The following is a 22,392-nucleotide window of genomic DNA, read 5'->3' as shown; positions in this document are numbered from 1 at the left end:
GCTATTCGTCCCTTACCTTAATGCGCCAAGCCGAGTTTGCCTTGGTGAGGCCGTCTATCTCGACGAAGCGCGCCGCTTGGAGCATCAGAAGAGAGTCTTCCAGATCTAGCCCTAGCTCGGCGGAGGCGGCAATCTCAGTGATCTCGTCCCAGAAGAGTAACCCATTCCCGCGCCTGGTGGCATGGTCGCGCAGTCGGCGCAGCAGGTCAAACGTGTCGTTGTTCAGAAAGGCCTTGCCGTTGGACATGGTCGAAATAAAGCAATGTTCGCCTTCCATGACCGTCCCGTCGGCGACATTGGTGCGGTAGGGTATAAGTCGGATGCCGACGAGCTCTCCCTGATCGGTCGTGAAGAAGACGAGCTCATTGAAACCTGACTGTATCTCTGGTGCTGAGATGCAGATCAATTTGCCGTCCGGAAACCTTGGATCGTTGACGATCTCGACCGGATCAGCATGTATGTGTCCATGCAGGTAGACGATAGGCTTGTTACCCTGCAGCAGCTGAGTTCTGACAAATCCGCTGTTGAGCATCTCCGCGTATGGCGTAATGCGCGGAGTCTTTTGTGGCAGCAGATTGTGATGGCCGATCATGATGCCGTAACGCATGTCGGGCTGCTGGAGCAATTCCTGTAGGCCTGCAAGCATCTCACGCGAGATGTATGGCGTGTCCATCTGACCGTAATACTCGTCGTCCGACGCCTCCTTATCTGGATCGCTGGGAGGTGTCGCGGGCGAATGTCCCGAGATGTCCGGCGAGCCGAGATCTACAGGTTCTGTAGAAGGACTGAGTGCCTCGAGACGATCACGAAGGAACGCGGGAAGGTTCTGAAGCTCCCAACTGCCTATCGCTGTGTTGACGAGGATGAAGTTTGCGCCTGCGGATCCTGTCGGAAGTCTGAAGTGCACGGGTTGGTCCACGGGAACGGTCTGCCAACCCAAGCGGGCGGCTAAACTCGCCATTTCGCTGAATTTCTCAGTCGGTCCAAGTTCGCGCGCGTCATCACGGTTCACATCGTGATTTCCCGGTACGAATATCAACGGAAGCGCCTTTGAACTGCGTCCCTGTGCGCGGCAGAGCAACGTGAAATGCTGGAATGCCGAAGCAATGAAAGTCTTGTCGCCACGGCTCGTGAAATCCCCCATGAAGGCGATCGAATCCAAGGGCTTCGAAGTCGTCAGCCGCCGAAGTTTCGTCAAGACGGCACGCAGCGAAGACGCGCGTAGCTTCTGCGTTATTTTCGGAGCGAACTTGCTATCCTTGGCATCGATGTTGCTAGAGGAAGGATGCCAGTCCGGATAGTGAATATCGCCTACTTGAAGGATTCGCACCCGCCGCATAACTCGCCCCCCTGCCGAGAGCCATAGACTAATCCGTTCGCTTTTGCCAAGCGCGAACGATCATCCGCAGTGTCCTTAACGAGGTAGCCTGCACTTTTCGAGAATTGCCACGGCGGCTATTTTTCGGCTGTGAAGCACACGAGACCCGCGACGTGAGACCCAGTTGCTCAATGCCCAGTTGCTCAGCCCAGTTGCTCAATGAGCTTTCTCACGAATAAGGGAGATTTTCCGCGGCCGGACTATCTCTGAGCGAGCGTGCATGACTGCCAACGGAAGGTCTTGCACGCACCCTTGCGATCTTGAGCAATGGTCGCCATGACTTTCTTCTTGCAGGCTTTTGAGTGGCCCAGCCTCCGATCACCAGACCCCACCGATTCTAAAGAGCGTGGCAGATGGGATAGTCGAGGTTGCCCGTGCACAATCACGCTCAGGGCTTGCGCCGCCCAGAGGACACGCTGAAAAGGCAGATTGGGGCGCAAGCACGCCATTCACGAGAGGTTCGACATGAAGACCATGCAAGAAAAAGACATTCCGGCATTCGTACAAGCAGTTGTGGACGCCGGCTGCAAAATTTGCGCGATTGGCAACTTGGGATACGTCTTTGGCGATGCTGATTTCACGCCAGCGCAACGGAGGGCCGTCGAGCCACAGCTGCGTAGGATTGCTGAAATCTACGGCGAACGCGATCATCTCATGAACGAGATAGCTGTATATCTGCGGTCGATCGGACGCCATGTCGAGGTTGAGCCGAAGACAGGTATTTCCTGATGGCCGAGATCGCGAGAAGCCGTCTTCCAACCTCTGAATCCTAAAGGAGGTGACCCCAAGGCCGTTCGTCACCTTCGACCAGAATAACCACATCCGTGACCGCCTGAGCTACTTGGTCGATACGCGCACATGGCCAATACAGTTTCTCCATCCTTCACGAAGCGAATGAGGCTTTGGCCATTCAGCCCCGGTCTACGGGGCGTGACTTGTCCCCGATGCATGCGCGAGCTCTCCGCCCGGCTGGCCGCCGGTCGTCGCCACCGGCCGAAGGCGCCCGAATGCGCTTGACAAGATAGCGTCAGCCCGTTCAACCTGAGGCATTCACCAGGGGAGTCCCGGCAAGGGGCTGAGATACTGCTGGCTTTCGCGGCGCAGTGACCCGTTGAACCTGATCCAGTTCATACTGGCGTAGGGACGGTGCAAGCGCTTTGCGGGAGTTTACGCCCGAGGTCCTGCTCCAGCAGGTCTACAGAAGCGTCTTTTCATCCTTCCGGCACAGAACTGGGTCTCCAATGCATGAGCAAAGGAGCCTCACGATGAATGCCCTCACCCCCGCCGTGTCGACGGGACCACTGCCCGCCTCGCGGAAAATCCACAAGCCCGGCGTCCTCTACCCGCAGATCAGGGTGCCGATGCGCGAGATTTCCGTCCATCCGACGGCCGGCGAACCGCCCGTCACCGTCTACGATCCGTCCGGCCCCTACACCGATCCATCAGTCGAAACCAGCATCGAAAAAGGCCTTGCCCGGCTTCGCCACGAATGGGTCACGGCGCGTGGCGATGTCGAAGCTTATGACGGCCGCCACGTCCGGCCGGAAGACAATGGATTCGCCACCGGCGAGCGCCTGACACCGGAATTTCCGATACGCAATCGGCCGCTCAAGGCCAAGCAGGGCAAGGCGGTGACCCAACTTGCCTATGCGCGCGCCGGCATCATCACGCCAGAAATGGAGTTCGTAGCCATCCGCGAGAATCTCGGCCGCGAGGTGATGCGCGGCAAGCTGCAACGCGACGGCGAAGCCTTCGGCGCCGCGACCCCAGATTTCGTCACACCCGAATTCGTGCGCGACGAGGTGGCGCGCGGACGCGCAATCATTCCCGCCAACATCAATCATCCCGAGAGCGAGCCGATGATCATCGGTCGCAATTTTCTGGTCAAGATCAACGCCAACATCGGCAACTCGGCTGTCACATCATCGATGGCCGAAGAGGTCGAAAAAATGGTCTGGGCGATCCGCTGGGGCGCGGACACGGTGATGGACCTGTCGACCGGCCGCAACATCCACAACATCCGCGACTTGATCGTGCGCAATGCGCCGGTGCCGATCGGTACGGTGCCGCTCTATCAGGCGCTGGAGAAGGTCAACGGCATCGCCGAGGATCTGAACTGGGAGGTCTACCGCGACACGCTGATCGAGCAGGCCGAGCAAGGCGTCGACTATTTCACCATCCACGCCGGCGTGCGGCTGCACTACATACCGCTGACCGTCGACCGGGTCACGGGCATCGTCTCGCGCGGCGGCTCGATCATGGCCAAATGGTGCCTGCACCATCACCGGGAGAGCTTCCTCTACGAGCATTTCGAGGAGATCTGCGACATCGCCAGAGCCTATGACGTCTCCTTCTCGCTCGGCGACGGCCTTCGTCCCGGTTCAATCGCCGATGCGAACGACGCGGCGCAATTCGCCGAACTGGAAACACTTGGAGAACTCACCAAGATTGCCTGGGCAAAGGACTGCCAGGTGATGATCGAAGGCCCGGGCCATGTCCCCATGCACAAGATCAAGCAGAACATGGACAAGCAGCTCGCAGTGTGCGGTGAGGCGCCGTTCTACACGTTGGGGCCGCTGACGACCGACATCGCGCCCGGCTATGACCACATCACCTCAGGGATAGGTGCCGCCATGATAGGCTGGTTCGGCACCGCAATGCTTTGCTACGTCACGCCGAAAGAGCATCTCGGCCTTCCCGACCGCAACGACGTCAAGATTGGCGTGATCACCTACAAGATAGCCGCCCATGCAGCCGATCTGGCGAAGGGCCATCCGGCAGCGAAAACCAGGGATGATGCCCTTTCGCGCGCGCGCTTCGAGTTCCGCTGGGAGGACCAGTTCAACCTGTCGCTCGACCCCGAAACCGCACGGTCCTTCCACGACCAGACCTTGCCCAAGGAGGCGCACAAGCTGGCACATTTCTGTTCGATGTGCGGGCCGAAATTCTGCTCCATGCGCATTTCCCACGACATCCGTGCCGAGGCCCAGAAGGAAGGCATGGCGGCAATGGCGGCAAAATACCGGGAGGGCGGCGATCTCTACATGCCGGCGGACGAGACTGGCGTACCGGTCGTGCCAGAGGCTCCCAAACCATCATGAGGGTGCTCGTCAAAGGGGCCGGCGTTGCCGGCCTCACCGTCGCTTTCGAACTCGCCGCCCGCGGCGCGACGGTCACAGTCGCCGAGATGCGGCATGGCCTTGGCGGCAACGCGTCGTGGTTCGCCGGCGGCATGCTGGCGCCATGGTGCGAGCGCGAAAGCGCGGAGCAGCCGGTGCTGGATCTCGGACGCGACGCTGCCGACTGGTGGGACGCGGTGCTGTCGGGTCAGGTGACACGGGCCGGGACATTGGTCGTGGCCGCGCCGCGTGATGCCGGTGAGCTTGACCGGTTCGCCAGTCGCACGTCAGGGCATCGGCGCGTCGATGAAAACGAAATTGCGCAACTGGAACCCGACCTCGCCGGCCGCTTCCGGCGTGGATTGCTCTTCCCCGACGAGGCTCACCTCGACCCACGCCCGGCGATGGCGGCACTTCATGACAAGCTTGCGACCATGGGTGTCAAATTCCACTTCGGCTGCGACGCCCGGCCTGTTTCGGGTTTCGCCCGTCAGATAGACTGCATGGGAATGGCAGCGGCCGATGACAGGCTGCGCGGTGTTCGCGGCGAAATGCTGATCCTTCGCACGCCTGATGTCTCGCTTTCGCGGCCGGTCCGTTTGCTTCATCCACGCTTTCCGCTTTATGCCGTGCCGCGCACCGATCACCGTTTCATGATCGGAGCGACGATGATTGAAAGCCAGAGCGCCGGACCGGTGACGGCGCGTTCCATGATGGAGCTGCTGGGCGCCGCCCATGCCCTCCATCCGGCCTTTGGTGAGGCCGAGATCGTTGAAACCGGTGTGGGTGTCCGTCCGGCATTTCCCGACAATTTGCCACGCGTCGAAACAGACGGTGAGATCATCGCGATCAACGGTCTTTATCGTCACGGTTTTCTCCTCGCCCCCGCCATGGCGCGCCAGGCTGCCGACCTGGTTTTCAGTCAAGACAGAACCAAGGAGCATGCTCATGAAACTGATGGTCAACGGCGAGGCGCGTGAGATTGCCGCCACCACGCTGGCCGAGTTGCTTGCCGCGCTCGACTATGAGGGCGATTGGCTCGCCACCGCCGTCAACAGCGACCTCGTGCACAAAGCCAACCGCGCGGAGTTCCAGTTGAGCGACGGCGACCGGATCGAAATCCTCTCGCCCATGCAGGGCGGCTAGCATGTTGGAGCTTTATGGAACCGAGCTTTCGTCGCGCCTGCTTCTCGGCACGGCTCAGTATCCTTCGCCGGCCATCCTTGCCGATGCAGTCAAGGCATCGGGCACGTCGGTGGTGACCGTCTCGTTGCGGCGTGAGATGGCGGGCGGTAGGGCCGGCGAACAATTCTGGTCGTTGATCCGCTCGCTGGGCGCCAGAATCCTGCCCAATACCGCCGGCTGCCTTTCCGTCAAGGAAGCCGTCACCACCGCGAAAATGGCGCGCGAGGTCTTCGGCACCAACTGGATCAAGCTCGAAGTGATTGGCAATCACGACACGCTACAGCCGGATGTGTTCGGTCTGGTTGAAGCCGCCCGCATCCTGTGCGAAGACGGTTTTGCGGTATTCCCTTACACCACCGACGACCTTATTGTCGCAGAGCGGCTGCTTGCGGCGGGCTGCAAGGTCTTGATGCCCTGGTGCGCACCGATCGGTTCCGCCCTCGGGCCGATCAACATCATGGCGCTGCGCTCGATGCGCGGATATTTCCCTGGCGTCCCGCTGATTGTGGATGCGGGGCTCGGACGGCCGTCGCACGCGGCCACCGTCATGGAACTCGGCTTTGACGCCGTGCTCCTGAACACAGCGGTCGCCAAGGCGGCATATCCGGTCGGCATGGCGCGTGCTTTCGGTAAGGCGGTCGAAGCCGGTCGTGAAGCCCACGCATCGGGTCTTCTCGAGCCGCGCGACGTCGCCGTGCCATCGACGCCGACGATCGGCAGGGCAGTTCTTTCATGAATCTCGATCCCTTCTACCTAATCGTCGACAGCGCCACCTGGATCGAAAGGTTGGCGCCGCTCGGCGTCAAGCTGGTTCAGCTTCGCATCAAAACGATGGATGAAACCGGGCTGCGCGCGGAGATCCGCAGGTCGAAGGCCTTGTGTGTCCAACACAAAAGCCAGCTCATCATCAATGATCATTGGCGCCTGGCAATCGAGGAAGGCTGCGATTTCGTTCATCTGGGCCAGGAGGATTTGCAAACGGCCGACCTCTCGAGGATACGGGCAGCGGGCGTCAGGCTCGGATTGAGCACGCATGATCATGTCGAGCTGGAAACGGCCATGTTTGCCGAGCCCGACTATGTCGCGCTCGGTCCGATCTATCCCACCACTTTGAAGAAAATGAAGTGGGCACCGCAAGGGCTAGAGCGGATCAGCGAGTGGAAGCGGCGGGTGGCGCCGATCCCATTGGTCGCCATCGGCGGCCTCAACCCCGACCGCCTCGACGGCGTCTTTGAGGCCGGCGCCAACAGCGCCGCAGTGGTCACGGACATCACGTTGAGCTTCGACCCCGAAGCGCGCACGCGAGAATGGATCGAAAAGACGGACCGATGGCGATGACACGAGAACCGCATGTGCTTGTCGTTGGCGGATCAGATTCCAGCGGGGGTGCTGGAATAGCACGCGACATCGAGACGATCTCTGCCGTTGGCGTGCGCACCTGTCTCGCCGTCACAGCGCTAACGGTGCAAACGCACGACGCCGTGATCGAAATCCATCATTCGCCACCCAGCATGGTGGCCAATCAGATGTGTGCCGCGCTGCAGGCTAACGACGTGGCGACAATCAAGATCGGCATGCTGGCGACTGCCAAGATCATTGTTGCCGTTGCCGCAGTGCTGCGCAAATTTCCGCAAGTGCCGGCAGTACTCGACCCTGTGCTGGCCTCCACCTCAGGCCGCGCACTTCTGGAAGCAGGCGCTATCGCTGCCATGAAGCGCGATTTGATGCCGCTTTGCTGCATTGTCACGCCCAACCTCCCTGAACTGGCGCTCCTTACTGGTTCCGAACTGGCATCGGATGAGGACGGGGCGCTCCAACAAGGACAAAGACTGCAGGCCGTCGGCCCTCAGGCCCTGCTGATCAAGGGTGGGCACGCGTCGGGTCCCCGATCGGCCGATATTCTGTTACGCTCCGATCATGAACCCATCCACTTCGACACGCCGCGCCTTGCTATATCGATGCGCGGAACAGGTTGCATGCTGGCCAGCGCGATTGCGGCGCATCTGGCGAAGGCGAAGTCGCTCGAAGATAGCGTGCGCGAAGGCAAGCTGTTTGTGTTCGAGAAGCTTCAGAAATGCCGGCTGAATAATCACAACGTTCTGCGTCCAGCCAAGCCGACCCATTTTCCAGAATTTTTCCCGTAGCGAGATTAGAGAAGGGGCTACTGCTTCTCTATGCCATCCTTACAACGCGTTGAGTTCCACTGTGCCGACCGGAATTATCTGTCGTTGTCCGGAATTAAGCCGGGCTTAGAACTGAAACGAACCCGCCGAAAGGTACGAGCGGCCCTCACCGATAAGGGTTACCAAACCTGTTCCTGTGGGTTACCAATCCGCGTGTTGGGTGGCCTTAGGTTACCAATCAGGGCCGCAATAAGCTTAATGAAGGCAGCTCCTTAGCGCCAGTTCGGAATTAATTGCCGTTGGGGCACATTGGTAACCTGTTGACGGCGGCTCCGCAGACGCCAGGTCGTAGTCCTTGCGATTGAAAAACATGCGAGCATTTCGGACAGAATAGCTCTGGCGAACGCCATGCCTTGGCTCTCATTCCAAGGGAGAAAATATTCCCTGTAGATAGTAGCGAATATCCATGGAATGGAGATAGTTGCCACGCCTTACTTGAGATACAAGGGCAAGGGGGGCCAACATGCAGATCGAACATCTCGAAATTGCGAACTTTCGCAAACTACTCGCCGTGCGGATCGATCTTGCCGATGAGACAACTCTGTTTGTTGGCGCGAACAACAGCGGAAAGACATCGGCGATGCTGGCGTTGCGTCGCTTTTTGACTGCACGCGGACGCACCTTCCAAACTCATGACATAACGCTGTGCCACTGGGCGGGTATCAATGCCATTGGCCACGCTTGGCTGGAGGGTCGCCCGGCATTCGATCCTCCAGATTTGAGCGTCGAAGTGTGGGCGCCATTCATGCCTTCGCTGGACCTATGGCTGAAAGTCGCCCCAAATGAACTCCACCATGTCAGCAAATTGGTACCCACCTTGGATTGGGCTGGCGGAATCCTAGGTGTCCGGTTGAGGCTTGAGCCGAAGGATCCCGAAGCTCTGCACAAGGAGTTTTTACAGGCCATCGCTGACACGGAAACAATGAAGGAGGCCGTAAAAAAGCAAACGGAAGAAGAGGTCTCCCTGTCGGGGTTATCGAGAGACTCCCAAAAACTAACCCTTTGGCCTAGCAGCATGATGGATTTTCTTGGTCGACGCCTTGACCACCAATTCTCTGTCAAAGCCTATTCATTGGATCCCGCAAAGCTCGCCGACCCAATCAAATCGGTTGCCCGCCCTCAGGAACTTGCTCCCGGAATCCCGCCGGTTGAAGGCGATCCGCTAGCGGGCTTGATCCGGGTCAACGAAATCAACGCCCAGCGCGGCTTTGGCGAGATGAACGTGACGGATCCTGATGATGAAGCGGTGGGTCAGTCCGGTGGTCACCGTCTGTCGGACCAGTTGCGCGCCTACTACAAAAAGCACCTTGACCCATCAGACAGGCCCGATCCCAGCGATCTCGGAGCCTTACAGGCGATCGAAGCAGCGCAGGATGCCTTCGACCGGCGCTTGACGGAAAGCTTCAAAGCCGCATTCGAAGAAGTGGAGCGAATGGGCTATCCGGGCGTAACTGATCCGAAGCCTCACGTTTCCACGAAGCTCCGCGCTGTGGATGGCCTAAACCATCAGGCTGCCGTGTCATTTCAGATCGACGTCGTCATGGCAAAGGGTGAGGTCGTGCCGGTCCTCAGGCTACCCGAGGACAACAACGGACTTGGCTATCAAAATCTCATCTCTATGATTTTTCGCCTGATGAGCTTCCGCGATGCCTGGATGCGCGTGGGCAAGGCGGCAAAATCCATGGAAGCCACCGACTTCGAGCCCCTGCATCTGGTACTAGTGGAAGAACCGGAGGCGCACCTCCATGCCCAAGTACAGCAGGTCTTCATCAAGAAGGCCTATCAAGTTCTGAGGGCGCATGAGGATCTCAAAGAAAAGCCCCTTCTCCGTACACAGCTGGTGGTCAGCACACATTCTAGTCATGTTGCGCATGAGACCTCTTATGCGTGTTTAAGGTACTTTCGACGTCTCCCTGCGGGGATGGAGAACGTCAATGTGCCGGTATCGGTTGTGATCAATCTCACAAAGGCATTTGGCGAGGAAAGCGAGACCTCCCGCTTCGTCACCCGCTACCTGCGGTCCCATCACGCCGATCTCTTCTTTGCCGATGCGGCGATTCTTGTGGAAGGGGCAGCCGAACGGATGCTGCTCCCAAACTTCATCAAGTGGCACTATCCCAGGATCAACCAAGGCTACATTTCGTTATTGGAGGTCGGCGGAAGCCACGCCCACAAACTCCAGTCCCTCATCAATCTTCTCGGGCTCACCACGTTGATCATCACGGATCTGGATGCGCAAAAGGGCATCGCTATCCAGCCCAAGCTAGGCGATGGACAGACCACAAACAACGACACGCTCAAGTCTTGGTGGCCGAAGAAATTGACCGTAGACGAGCTATTAGATCCCAGCGTCCCAAAGGTGCTGAAGCATGACCAACTTTATGAGGTCAGGGTTGCGTATCAGCTACCGGTAGAAATCATCTGGCCGGCAACGGCGACGGCCCCGCAAACTGCCCTTCCCTACACCTTCGAAGATGCGCTCGTGTTCCAAAACCTGCAATATTTCTCGAGCCTTGCAGGGCCAGGCCTGGTGAAGAAATTCCGGGACGCAATCGCTGTGCACACGGATGTTGACGCGATGGGGCTGGCATTCTTTACTGCGCTGCGCACGGGGACAAAGGCAGAGTTCGCTTTGAACATCCTGGGCGCAGAAGATCTAAAAGACATCGCTATCCCGACCTACATTGCCGAAGGTCTGGAATGGCTTGAAGGACAACTGGAGAAGAAGCAGATCGAGCTCCTGTCAACCGAAGTCGGTAAGTCGGAATGATTGACGCGGTGCAGATAGGCGACAATCACTATGATCAGGAAGCCGATCAGGTAATCCGTGCCTGCCTGGATCTGGACAAACCAACTAGCTTCTTCCTGTACGCCGGGGCTGGGTCAGGTAAGACGCGTTCATTGGTGAATGCCATCGATCACGTCCGACGAACCGCCGGCCGGCGGCTGTCACTCAGCCGCCAGAAGGTGGGGGTCATCACCTATACCAATGCGGCGCGTGACGAGATCAAGCACCGACTTGAATATGATCCGCGCGTTGAGGTCTCCACCATTCATGCTTTTGCCTGGTCGTTGATAAGCGGGCACAACGACGACATCCGCGAATGGGTAAAGGTTACGCTCAAAGCCAGGATCGAAGAGCTGACCGCCCAAATTGCCGGTACGTCGAACAAAACTACCAAGACCTACCAGGACCGGGTGCGCTCCCTCGAGAGCAGGCAACGGCGCCTTGGTCTGCTGGATGGGGTCAAGAAATTTGTATACAGCCCTACTGGGGACAACCGAACGCGTGACGCCCTGAACCATTCGGAGGTCATTGCAATCACCTCCGAGTTTCTGACGATGAAGCCTACCCTGCAGCGTTTGCTGGTCTCCCTTCACCCAATCCTCCTAGTGGACGAGAGCCAAGACACGAACCGCCATCTACTGGAGGCGCTTCTCGCCGTCCAAACCGCGTACTCAAACTCTTTCTGTCTGGGCCTGTTGGGCGACACGATGCAACGCATCTACACAGACGGCAAAGTTGACCTTGGGCAGGGGCTTGTCGGCTGGGCTCTCCCCAAAAAGGTAATGAACCATCGGTGCCCACACCGTATCATCAAACTCATCAATCGGGTCAGGGATGAGGTAGATGGTCAAGCCCAGATGGGCCGGAAAGACAAACCCGAAGGTCACATTAGGTTATTTGCGCTGCCGCAGGCCGGCATCGACAAGGCCACGGCGGAAGAGGCCATTGCTCGGAAGATGGCAGACATTTCGGGTGATGATGCCTGGGTGGGACCTGGGCGGCAATTCAAAACCTTGACGCTCGAACATCACATGGCAGCCATCCGCTTCGGCTTCGCCGCTATGTTTGAACCACTTTACCGACAGAATCGTCTTCAAACGTCACTGTTGGAGGGCTCGTCAGCTCCTTTGCGCTTTTTCAGCAAGGAAGTGCTGCCAGCGGTCAAGGCATTAAAGGCCGATGACCAATTTGCTCTGGCCGCACTTGTTCGCGACATATCTCCCTTGCTAGCTCCGAAGCATCTCCGAGCTAAGAACGACGGGCAGATGGCTCAGCTCAGGGACGCCAAAAATGCAACAGACGCACTTTTGGCCGTGTTTTCGGATGGCCACGAACCCACATTCCGGGAAGTACTGGAGGTTGTCGGTAAGTCGGGCCTTTTTGCAATTCCAGAGGTCCTCCTGCCTTTCACCACTCCCGACGAACCAGCGCAGTTCGATTCTGCAGAGACGGCCACTGCGTTCGAAGCTTACGACAAGTCGGAAACTTCGGCTTGGCGCGAGATGCTGGATACGAAGTTCGAGCAGATCGACGCCTACGACCGTTACGTGAGCGGCTCATCGCCATTTGGAACCCATCAAGGGGTGAAGGGGCTCGAGTTTCCGCGTGTAATGGTGGTCATCAGTGACGAAGAGGCCCGAGGCTTCCTGTTCAGCTATGATAAATTGTTCGGCGTTAAGGCCAAAAGCGACACCGATCGAACAAACGAGGCTAGCGGAAAAGAAACGAGTATCGACCGCACTAGGCGGTTGTTCTACGTAACGTGTAGTCGCGCCGAGAAAAGCCTTGCCATCGTTTGTTACACGGCAAACCCGGAGGCTTTAGCTCAAACTGTTGTCGCTCGCGATTGGTTCGCAGCCAACGAGGTTGAAATTATGCGCCCGTGAAAAGGCCGCTTTTAGCGAGAGGCGGAACAGCCCCATTTCAGCTGGGATCTCGCCCCCTCATACTGGCTTGCTGTCTTCGTTCTCCGACAACAGCTCCCCGTAGTCACCAGCCCGGAATCCTCAAGCTCATCGAACCAGGCATATCCCCGCAGGGTATCGAGCCCGAAAAACTCCAAGAACCGCGCACCATCTGCAAACACTACATTGTCGATCCGATTAGTCTCATCCACAATGCCAACTCCAGCGGTTAGCTCAACACCACGTCGATAAAGCCCTTTCCTTCCCTGACCCGTTCGAAGTCGGTGCGCAGGGGCTGGGCTTTGTCGAGCCATTCCCGCTCATAGGCTTCAAAATCCGCTGGATCTTTCGGTTTGAAACCTTTGAGATCAGGCTTGTAGATTCGGGTATCGCCAACGCGCCGCGCTATTTCGGTCATCAGCAGCCCCCGCGGAATCGTGCGATATTTCCCACGTTCGGTCGACACGACCGCTATTGCTTTCGACTGCTGGCCGGCCGCCGGTACTGGCAGGATTGCATCCAGGATCGCAGTCGCTTCGCTCGGCTTTCCTTTGCCCATGTCCCAGGGTGTGCTGTTTTCACTGCCATGATGGCCGATCTTGAGGAAATCGACAGGTTTGCCGATCAGATCACGGCGCTCATGCCACATCACGTTCCATGAGCCGTTCATCTTGCTCTCTTTGAAGTCGCCATTCCATTCAGCGTCACCGACAAACAGCAAGCGCTTCTTGTTCCATTCGATCAGCAGAACGATGCTGGAGTTGTTTTTCAGCGTGCCGTCCAGTTCCGCGAATGCCAAAGCGTTCGACTGCATGCGGGCGCGAAGGGCGCGAAAAGAGGCGGGACTGATGTTGCGAGGCGAAGGCGGCTCTTGCGCTTCTGCCGTGGCATCAAACTCTTTTTCCGCGTCGAAGGCGACCGCTCCCAGGACGCCCTTCAAGGTACGCTGAGCGGTTGCGCCGAGATAAAAACGATCGAAGTCAGCCTCCGGCCCCAGGATGTTGATCTTCGCTTTATTGAGTGCAATGCCATGCGTTTCATTGGTTTCGCCTGCTTGCACGTAGGTCGGCTCTTCGCCATCGAGCAACGTTTTGCGCAACATCTGCATGGCGCCTTTGTTGTTGATCTGGAAAACCGAGAAGAGCTCGGTTGCGCGAGGGCTCAGACTGGGGCCAAGCGCGGCAAGCTCACGCATGGCTTGCTCAGCGACTCCTCTAATCTTGCGGGTCTTTCCGGCCTGCGGATGTTTCGGATTCATTGCGCAGTTCATCCAAACCGCACCGACCTTCACGTTCTCGAACAGCTTGGGATCGAAGCCTGATATGTGGTCCTTGTGCTCATGCGTGACAACGACAAGATCGAGCCGCTTTTTTCCGTCCTTTGCGTCTGGCAACTCGCTCTCGAGCTGTTTCATCGCTGCGGCAAGAAGCTTCCCTTCGCTCCAGGTGCCGCAGTCGATCAGCATATGGAATGCATCTTCCTTCTTGTCGGTTTTGCCGGGGATGCGAACATAGATGCAGTCGCCCAGACCGACGTCATAAAGGCGGATCAGGAGCTCATTTGCCATCTAAGCGCTCCCAGGCTGGAATCATCGTCATCGTAAACATGAAAGTGCGGCGAGAGCTCAAACCGAACTGAGCCGTCAACTTCGCGAGCGATCAGCGGCGGTGTACGGCTTCCAACGAGACCTTCGGGGCCGGCGAGTTCCTCACCAACCATCCCCTCCTCGATGCGTCTGGCAAGTGCGTCCAGATACTCCTGCCTGCGCTGCTTGCCAGCCTCGAGTTCAGCTAAGGCTACCTGCTCGGTGCCAAAGAGTTTTTTGCGCGATTTGATCTTCTCCATCGCCACGCTTGCGGTGGCAAAGGGTTCGCTGCCTGGCTTGCGCGCCCAATAAAGCAGGCTGCCATTGACGTCGAAGACCATCGTCCCGCCACAGAGCAGGCTGGTCGTCTTGCCACTAAACGAGCCAAACCGCGTGCCCGCTAACGCCAAGTCCTCGCGCCACAGATATTGGAGGATGATCTGTTTGGGCTGGAAGAGGCCTGGACCGACCATCTTCTCGGAGGTGAAGACTTCATCGACGATAATGTCGACATGGTCGGGAATGAAGAGTTTGTCGCGGTTGTCATCGAGATACCGGTAGGCTGCGGCACGTGAACTCCCGATGAGCTCCGGATCGTGCGTAATTGTTCCTGGCATCCGATCGTACAAGGGCGCGCGCGCCAGCAGGTCGGTCCTCTCCTCTGCGGTCATGATCTCGCGATGGACGAAAATGTCCGCGATCATCCCGCGATAGTAGTTGGGGTCGGTTGGATTTGCGATCGCGAGGTTGCGCATGACAGCGCGCGCGTAGTCGTTGAACGTAACCTCGACTGGCGGCAAAAGATCAAGCGCCTGGATGGCAATTATCTGCATCTGAGCGACCGCATATTGTAGCGATTGAGCTGGAGTGTGTGTCTCCCCGTCGTTGCGCTCTCGTTTGAGATATTGCTCGGTCAACGCAACGAAGATGTCGAACATCGCTCCGGTCATTACCTCCGAGAGCGCGTGAGGTTCGATCTCATCCTTGTATTCGCCCAGCAAATGCTCGTTAGCCGCGCTACGAAGGTATGGTTGTCCTGACACGGCGTTGCCGAACTCTGTGGCGACAGATGCGATGAGTTCGTCGCCGGATTTTGTCTTCAAGTGGCCCTTGGTCCTGGCCGCAAGCTCCTTACGGAACGAATTGTTCCGCAGCGTCATCAAGATTGCGGTCAGGTCCCCAAGGAATTCGTGAAAGGCACCAGTCTGCGGTGAGACCGCTTCCAGAAGATAAGGCCGAATGCCATCCAGCAGTGCATGACCAAATTCGTGATTGACGATGTCGCTGGACAAGCAGGTGTGAATACGCTGGCCGTTGTCGTCGTCAAAATAGTAAAACTGGAGCGACTTGCTCTGGCGATCATAATAGGCATTTGCGCCGTAACCGGCATTCGGCGTGACCACAAGTCGATTGCCTTCGAACGCCCAGGAGATGCGCCGGCCGAGGCCGCTTGGGCTCTCGAAGAAATCAAGTGTGCTTTGCAGGATTGCCCAGGTGCTGACCTGGCGGAAGTGCGCCGTCTCTTTCAGAGCTTTATCAACCTAGCGCGCCTGCGGGTCGAGAAAGACCTTCTCGCCGACGCTCCATTTGGCCGGTTCTTCCAACGTATTTGTGGTGCTGTCGTAATCGACAATAGCGAACCTCGCACTTGTGGGGCCATCGCCAATGCGTGGCTCCCAAGGCACATAAAAATCGTCATCGATTTCCAGGCCGGGATTCTTCTTCGCAACAAGGGGATCCTTGTAATATGTGTCGAAGCGGACCTTGAGGCCGAGCTTCTTCTGCGTCGCCCCATCCAGGAACCGTCGAGAAGCGTAGACGTCTCGCGTCTCTGCAGGTGACAGGGCCACCGCCACAGCCTTTTCACCCTTCTTAACGGGACTGCTCGTTTTCGCCACCTGCATCCCCCTGCAATCGTGAACTTGGAGACGTTACGACTGTCTGCCCTAACTGCCGGCTTCTTTTGCCAGGCGATCTTTCATCAGGTCACCATAAGGCTCGACATCGAACGCCGTTGGAAAATTCTCTGGCTTATATCCCCAGATGGCTGCCTTCCGGTCCAGAACCGACTGATGAACAAACGGCCGCGGATGCTGTTTCTCGATCATGCGAGGCTCGGCCTGCGGAATATAGAAACCGAGGGCGGATTTTCGCTTCCATTCACGCAATTTGACCGATTTTGGAATCCACTCGAGCGGCTTCCAGCCCCACGTCACTGAATCGTGCACGGCCCCAAGTGGATTCGGGCCGACGAAGTTCATCTTCCCCTCGCTCTCCCCTGTTCCGAAGACGAGGCGCTCCCGCATCCGAGAATTGATCTGCAATCCAAACGCGGTGGCTTCATCAATCATCCAGTCGAGCGGAAACTTAGAGATAGCCCCGCTCTCTTCAGGATAGCCACCACCAACATCCGAATGACACCCGGCGAACCAGACTTGCTTGATATCTTGTTCTTTTGCTGGCGCAGTTTTGTCGAAAGGATCTTCGACAAACGCCTGTGGTTCGACCCACCGGTTCAGTCGGAACATGCGACGATGCTCATCGATCGCAATCGCGTGGCGAAAGACCTCGACGCTCGGGTTGGTCCTTGTATGTGGCAGTGTCTGGAGCTGCGGCAGAAGTCGGTCCTTTCGCGGCACGATGACCGACGCAACCGTATCCCAGACACCAAGAAATTTGATACGAGCGTCTCGGGCTCCAGAGACTTTGGAGAAGTGCCAGGCGACGTTTAGGTCGTTCTCGTCGCTGGCCTGCTTATAGGAGCTTACAGCATATCGAAGGATGTTAAGCTGATCCGGCTGCAGCAGGCCGATCATGTGGATCAGGCCCCCAACGGCGCGGACTGTGTAGGCACCGCGGCTGAAGCCAAAGAGGAAAATTGCGTCCCCTTCGACGTAGTGCTGGCAGATGAATGCGTAGGCGCCCGCGATTTCAGCGTCGAGCCCATATCCCGTGGCCAGTTCAAACACCGATTTGGTGTTTTGCCGCCAACGGACCCATGCGTTGCTGGCGCCGATCGTTCCTACGCCAGCGTCGTAATAGACGCGCTGTTCCTCATTCTTCTTCAGGATGCGGAACAGTTTCAAAACGTTCGAGAGATTGCGCTCGATCTGGTTGCCCGTACCGTCGCAGCAGACGACAATGTTCTTCCCCACCTTGTTTTACGCTCCCCTACTGATGTTCTAGACCAAACTGGACGACTTTGAACTTCTTTCATCTAGCACGGTTTTTCGGATCGAGCCCTCCCCGAGGCAGTCTAAGCTCCGTTTGGGGCTCGCATTTCCTGCGAATACAGGCCTCAGGTCGGAAGCATATCGCGAATAGAAGTGCGATAATTGTTGCGCTCCTTTAGGATTCTGTAACCCGAATCACTGCGTGCAAGTTATTTCCTGGACAGCAACACCGGCATGGACATCCAAAAGGCGATCTCTAGCCTCCTCAATCCATCGAAGTTAGGCGCGCACGTCGCCTGCGCCGTGGCGCACGACGCGCCATGCGAGGGCGACGGACCACGGACTGCACTACTTCATGTGCGTTTCAAGGAAGACGAACCGCAGATCGATGCCCTTGCGGAGTTTCTGTGGGGCCAGTGCATGTACTACGCCCTGCCGCGAAAGCGGCGGCTTGAGTACACGGCGGCGATCGAGAAGGATTTCACACTGATCGCCCGGGTGCATCAGGCAGTGCGGGACGTCTTCATCACCTTCAACGCCACCAGCCCGTCGCGCGCTAGCGAATTAGGCGAGGTGCTCGCCTATTGCGTCGTTCAGCATCATCTTTCAGCGGCACAGGTCGCGGCAAAGATGGCGCTCAAAACCTCCGCTAATATGCCGGTCCACGGCCTAGACGGGATCCACGCAGCTTTTGAAGGCGACGCCCTGACAATCTTTTTCCTGGAATCGAAGCTCGCCGGGAGCGCCAACGCCGGCCTTAAGGACTATGCCAAATCCGCTGCGGGATTTCTCGCCAACCGGAAACAGTACCTTCGCGAATATGAATTAGTATCGGACCTTGGGCATTTGGACTCTCTAGAGGGCGCGGCCCGAGAAGCGGCGCTCGATTTCTTCGACATCGTCGGCAAACCCGATCTACCGAGACGCGAACGTTCTGTCGGAGTGATCTGCTATTCCGAACGCCGGTTCAATACCAAATTGCCCGTCTCCGATGGTCCCGTGGACGCGCACGAGGAGCATTTCGCGGGCCTCTACCGATCAGATCACAAACGGCATCGCAGCGCGGCGAATAACCATATCAAGGCGTCAGGAGCTGACACCGCGAAGACCCTTTTGTTCCTTGTGGCGGTTCCGGACGTCAATGTGCTTCGCAAAGCCTTTTACCGTGCGATGGGAGTGGAGCCTCCTCACGAAGATATTCCAGCCGCGTCTGAAGATGAGGAGGACAACGCACCCGGGTCGGCGGAGGATCTCGACGTCGTCGCGCCGGTCGAGAGCACCGACGCATGACCTTCGCCCTGGACCTTTCCCGTCGGCTGGAGACCCACCAGGCCTTCCGATCCGACTTCGACCGTCTTCAGGCGGAAGCCGCCTTTGCCACACTTCCCCACACGATAGAGTCGCGCCGTGGCGGGATGGATCGGCAGGATGTACTACGCCTGATGTACTGCGCCGGGGTGTTCGCCCAGACCGACGACGAGACCCTGCGGGCGCTTGCCCAGGCGATCTCGTTGGGCGCCCTTCTTATCGGTCGCGACGACATTCCAGTGGACGCCAGCCTTCGCCTTTTGACCGATCTAGGCAATTTCCCCGCCCTAACGTACGCGGAAGCCCGGCATGAGCCAGTCGTCACAATTCGGCAGGCCCTGCGGGCGGCGATTTCACGCGAGGTAAATGGCATCGACGTCGGCAGCGAGCGAATTGCCCTCACCGATTTCCAGAAACGTGCTTGGGATCGGCTTGGCCAGGATACGGCGCTGGCTATTTCCGCGCCGACATCGGCCGGTAAGTCCTTTCTAGTCATCGAGCACCTTTGCAGGACCGTAGAACGCTCCGCCATCTTCCGGGCGGTCTATGTCGCGCCCACACGCGCGCTTCTCTCGGAAGTCTATGCCTCGATTCAGCGCCGGCTAAACGATGAAGTCGGCATTCGCGTTTCGACGGTGCCAACGATCGATCCTGCGGCCCCCGAGCGTCAAATATTCGTTCTGACCCAGGAAAGATTGCAAGTTCTGCTGGCGGTCTCAACCATAGATTTCGACTTGGTGATCGTCGATGAGGCGCAGAATTTTTCGGACGGCGCCCGGGGAATGATCCTGCAGGAATGCCTCGAACAGGCAATTGCCCGACGGGCTGACACTCGTCTGGTCCTGTTGGCGCCGGGTGCGGAAGGTTTCGAAACCGTCGCCGATTCCATCGGCCTGAAGGGACTGAAAGCATCTGTTTCGCTTCTGCCGTCCGTCATACAGAACCGCATCCTCGTCAGCCGGCCGGCCGAGCCGAGGACCCTCAGTCTGCGCCTCCTAACCGCTCTTGGCTCGACATCGTTAGGCGTGGTTCAGAGCCATCGGGGGTTTGACCACCCCGCCAGCCGTCTCGCAGCGGTCGCGCTGGAGCTCGGACGCACAGGCGGTTCTCTGGTGTATGCGACGGGACCCAAGGACGCCGAAACGGTCGCAATACAGTTACACCAAGATTGCCGAGATAGCGGCGATAAGGTGCTCGAAGATTTGGCGCAGTTCATTGAAAAGCACATCCATCCCCGATATGCTCTCGCCGCCTTGGTCCGGCGTGGCGTAGCCTTTCACTACGGTAAGATGCCCACGCTGCTGCGGGAGTCTATTGAGAGTGCCTTCAAGTCCGGCGCGCTGAAGTTCCTTGCTTGTACCACGACCCTTTTTCAAGGCGTAAACCTTCCTGCCCGCAACGTTTTCATCGACACGCCTACGCGGGGGACTAACTCGCGGCTGGATCCGGCAGCTCTCTGGAATTTTGCGGGACGCGCAGGTCGGATGAAGGCCGACATCGTTGGAAATGTCTTTCTCGTTGACTACGACGAGTGGCCGGATAAGCCGATGAACAGCTTCGTCGGCTACCGGATCGAACCTGCGTTCGGAAAGGCCGCCGCCGACCATGGATCCGCCATACTACAAGCTCTGGCCGGTGAACTGCCAAGGATGGTACCTGGCGATGAGGTGGCGGGGAAGGTTCGCGCCGCTGCGGGCCTGCTCATAGCAAGAGCCGCCAGAGGCGACGTGGGTCTTTTTGCGTCACGATCTCTGTCTTCGTTCGCGGCAAAAGATCGCGACGCCCTAGTCGTCGCGGCCCAAGCTGCGAGCGATGGGATCGGCCTGCCCGCGACGCTGCTGTCCACAAACTGGACCGTAGATCCTTTCGGGTTGAAACGCCTGTTCAATGAATTGGTCAGCAAGATCGTAGCCGGCGAAATCGACGGATTGATCCCAGTCAACCCGCACGACTATCTACCGGCGCGTAAAGCGTATGAGTCGATTTTCATGCGTGCACAGAGGTTGGTGAACCTGTCCGCCAGCAGGTTCCCCGCATTGGTCGCCGGCGTCGCGGTCAAATGGATGCAGGGTACGCCCTACCCCGTTCTTCTTGCCGACGCTATCCGGCGCGAAGAGCGATCCCTTGCGAAAAAGATCAAGGCCTATGAGGATGAAATTGCGTCGAATCCGAAGTCACGCAAACGTCGGCCGAAACCGATCGACATCAATGATGTGATCCGTAAGGAGTTCGACCTCATTGAGGACGTCATCCGCTTCCAGTATGTGCAACTCGGAAAAGCCTACGTTGATGTCCTGGCCTTGGCATTGCGGCACTGCGGATTCGAAGCGCGGATCAAAGAAATCTTTGACTTCTCACTGGCGCTTGAGCTCGGTGTATGTACGAGGTCTGGTTGGTCTTTCATGGAACTTGGACTTTCGCGGATCGCTGCCGCTGCGCTTGAGCCTCATTTCCCAAACTCCGATTTGAGCGTCCAGCACGCGCGGGACTGGTTGCGCAAACTAGACGTGACTCAACTCCAAATCAGTTCGGTGATCGTCGACGAGATGCTCAGCTTGGGGCTGATAGAATTGGAGAATTTCGCTTAGGCGGCCTTATTTGGCCAAAGGCCTTGTCAGCCCTCATCCAACTTGCCTGGCCGTCTCATGGCAGAGGCCAGAAACGGGCGTATTGGAATTCGACGCTTACCGCCACCGGCGCCTGTCTGGGCCACCCGTCAAGAAGGGCCGGGGCGGCTCCTGTGCCTATGAGGGAAGGTGTGGCTTAAGGTTGGCAGTCACCCGGGGAATGATGCGATTCATACGGGGCCAGTATGGCAAGCGCGTCAGGCATGGCGGTATGCTCGGATACGTATTTGATGGCAACTTCGCTTCGGCATTCGCTGCGATCACGGCAGCAATCCGAGCGCGTCTCGCGGACCTAGGCATGGATGCGCCGGGCGAGATGAAGCAATCTTCCAATCGGCCGCATGACAGCAATTGCCGAGAGACCTATCCCAGGAGAGGTGAACTGCGCCCGTTGATCTTACACCACCAAGTCGTTCCAGTCGGACGGTAGAGAAGCGCCACGCTCCGACCTCGCCGTTGCGGCCGACAGAAGCCGAAGTGTTCGCTCGATCTCCGATCGCCGGGTGGCACGTGAGCTAACTGATCTGGTCAGCCGTCGCGGGAAGCCGGACATGATCGAAAAGCGAACTGTTTGGATCAAGCTGGCAATACCTCTGCAAATTCCCCACCGCAGAACCCGGCATGGGCTGCAAGTGCTCGGAGCAGAACGGGCCGCCAGTGATTGAGGTGAAACTCTCGGCTCTCCACATCTGCCTGTGCAAGAAGATAGTTGCGGACACCCTCAGCGCCAGCACTATCAAACAGGATTCTAACCGCGGTCGCCTGACTCGTGAGATAGATATTGATCTCCCTCGCGTAGCGTTCGTTGAGTTTCAGGCGTTGCAAGACATATGAAAGGCGAGAACTGACAAGAGCTTCGATTGGGGCGTCTGGATCAATGTCAAACGTAGCAACCAGGCCACCCCCTTCAATTGCGACGCCAGCTCGCAAGAACGGCGTATCCGGGATGGCTTCCAAATAGGGATGAAAAAACTGCTGTGCCGGCTCTTCGGCAGCCGATTTGCTCTTCGACTGATTACACTCCTGGCACAGGGGCACCAGGTTGCGGGGATAAACAGCCAACGGATGGTAGTCCGATCGCGGAAGATGGTGGTCCAGTTGGCGCGGCGGTGCGATGCCACATATAGGGCACAGCTCAACTC

Annotated in this window: 17 protein-coding genes and 1 riboswitch; of the genes, 11 read left to right on the top strand and 6 right to left on the bottom strand. The window is 57.9% G+C overall.

Annotation, left to right across the window (positions count from 1 at the left end):
- Position 1: 1 nt before the first annotated feature.
- Positions 2-1,339: a metallophosphoesterase gene (locus E5W70_RS17575; RefSeq protein ID WP_292659199.1), complete on the bottom strand. Its 1,338-nt coding sequence runs from the start codon at positions 1,337-1,339 to the stop codon at positions 2-4.
- 504 nt (positions 1,340-1,843) lie between these two features.
- On the opposite strand from E5W70_RS17575, the gene E5W70_RS17570 reads away from it, so the two are divergent.
- The 9 genes from E5W70_RS17570 (at position 1,844) to E5W70_RS17530 (ending at position 12,539) form a co-directional block, all read left to right on the top strand.
- Positions 1,844-2,107, top strand: a complete 264-nt coding sequence (locus tag E5W70_RS17570; protein ID WP_082826710.1) for a hypothetical protein — start codon at positions 1,844-1,846, stop codon at positions 2,105-2,107.
- 316 nt (positions 2,108-2,423) lie between these two features.
- Positions 2,424-2,540: riboswitch (TPP riboswitch) on the top strand.
- Positions 2,541-2,643: 103 nt separating this feature from the next.
- A complete protein-coding gene (thiC, locus tag E5W70_RS17565; RefSeq protein WP_292660139.1) occupies positions 2,644-4,479 on the top strand; it encodes a phosphomethylpyrimidine synthase ThiC in 1,836 nt (611 codons plus the stop codon).
- Positions 4,476-5,477, top strand: coding sequence for a glycine oxidase ThiO (gene thiO, locus E5W70_RS17560; RefSeq protein WP_292660137.1), 1,002 nt, complete (start codon positions 4,476-4,478; stop codon positions 5,475-5,477). The genes thiC and thiO overlap by 4 nt, the downstream gene beginning before the upstream one ends.
- Positions 5,446-5,643 carry a sulfur carrier protein ThiS gene (gene thiS / locus E5W70_RS17555; RefSeq protein WP_024504260.1) on the top strand — a complete coding sequence of 66 codons (198 nt, stop codon included), beginning with the start codon at positions 5,446-5,448 and terminating at the stop codon, positions 5,641-5,643. Before thiO ends, thiS begins: the two co-directional genes overlap by 32 nt.
- 1 nt (position 5,644) lies before the next feature.
- Positions 5,645-6,418, top strand: a complete 774-nt coding sequence (locus E5W70_RS17550) for a thiazole synthase (RefSeq protein WP_126101881.1) — start codon at positions 5,645-5,647, stop codon at positions 6,416-6,418.
- Positions 6,415-7,020: a thiamine phosphate synthase gene (locus tag E5W70_RS17545; RefSeq protein ID WP_292660134.1), complete on the top strand. Its 606-nt coding sequence runs from the start codon at positions 6,415-6,417 to the stop codon at positions 7,018-7,020. The genes E5W70_RS17550 and E5W70_RS17545 overlap by 4 nt, the downstream gene beginning before the upstream one ends.
- A complete protein-coding gene (locus E5W70_RS17540) occupies positions 7,011-7,826 on the top strand; it encodes a hydroxymethylpyrimidine/phosphomethylpyrimidine kinase (RefSeq protein WP_292660131.1) in 816 nt (271 codons plus the stop codon). The genes E5W70_RS17545 and E5W70_RS17540 overlap by 10 nt, the downstream gene beginning before the upstream one ends.
- 502 nt (positions 7,827-8,328) lie before the next feature.
- A complete protein-coding gene (locus E5W70_RS17535) occupies positions 8,329-10,635 on the top strand; it encodes an AAA family ATPase (protein ID WP_292660128.1) in 2,307 nt (768 codons plus the stop codon).
- Complete coding sequence (locus E5W70_RS17530) at positions 10,632-12,539, top strand: UvrD-helicase domain-containing protein (protein WP_292660126.1); 1,908 nt, start codon at positions 10,632-10,634, stop codon at positions 12,537-12,539. The genes E5W70_RS17535 and E5W70_RS17530 overlap by 4 nt, the downstream gene beginning before the upstream one ends.
- A gap of 247 nt (positions 12,540-12,786) precedes the next feature.
- Here the strand turns inward: E5W70_RS17530 and E5W70_RS17525 are convergent, their stop codons facing one another.
- From E5W70_RS17525 to E5W70_RS17510, 4 genes are all read right to left on the bottom strand, one after another.
- Positions 12,787-14,124, bottom strand: a complete 1,338-nt coding sequence (locus E5W70_RS17525; protein WP_292660124.1) for an MBL fold metallo-hydrolase — start codon at positions 14,122-14,124, stop codon at positions 12,787-12,789.
- On the bottom strand, positions 14,106-15,545 hold the full coding sequence (locus E5W70_RS17520) for a serine protease (protein WP_292660121.1): 1,440 nt from the start codon (positions 15,543-15,545) through the stop codon (positions 14,106-14,108). The genes E5W70_RS17525 and E5W70_RS17520 overlap by 19 nt, the downstream gene beginning before the upstream one ends.
- Before the next feature lie 138 nt (positions 15,546-15,683).
- Positions 15,684-16,046: a hypothetical protein gene (locus tag E5W70_RS17515; protein WP_292660120.1), complete on the bottom strand. Its 363-nt coding sequence runs from the start codon at positions 16,044-16,046 to the stop codon at positions 15,684-15,686.
- A gap of 42 nt (positions 16,047-16,088) precedes the next feature.
- Positions 16,089-17,297, bottom strand: a complete 1,209-nt coding sequence (locus E5W70_RS17510) for a DUF2235 domain-containing protein (RefSeq protein WP_292660118.1) — start codon at positions 17,295-17,297, stop codon at positions 16,089-16,091.
- Between the two features lie 252 nt (positions 17,298-17,549).
- On the opposite strand from E5W70_RS17510, the gene E5W70_RS17505 reads away from it, so the two are divergent.
- Complete coding sequence (locus E5W70_RS17505) at positions 17,550-18,605, top strand: DUF1837 domain-containing protein (protein ID WP_292660115.1); 1,056 nt, start codon at positions 17,550-17,552, stop codon at positions 18,603-18,605.
- On the top strand, positions 18,602-21,211 hold the full coding sequence (locus E5W70_RS17500; RefSeq protein WP_292660112.1) for a DEAD/DEAH box helicase: 2,610 nt from the start codon (positions 18,602-18,604) through the stop codon (positions 21,209-21,211). The genes E5W70_RS17505 and E5W70_RS17500 overlap by 4 nt, the downstream gene beginning before the upstream one ends.
- A gap of 615 nt (positions 21,212-21,826) precedes the next feature.
- Here the strand turns inward: E5W70_RS17500 and E5W70_RS17495 are convergent.
- The coding region (locus E5W70_RS17495; protein WP_292660109.1) for an HNH endonuclease signature motif containing protein at positions 21,827-22,392 on the bottom strand (566 nt) is incomplete at its 5' end.

The sequence above is a fragment of the Mesorhizobium sp. genome, assembly GCF_005063415.1.
In the GTDB taxonomy this organism is placed as follows: Bacteria; Pseudomonadota; Alphaproteobacteria; order Rhizobiales; family Rhizobiaceae; genus Mesorhizobium.
Note: the sequence above shows the minus strand (reverse complement) of the source record. Positions and strands in the feature narration are given on the sequence as shown.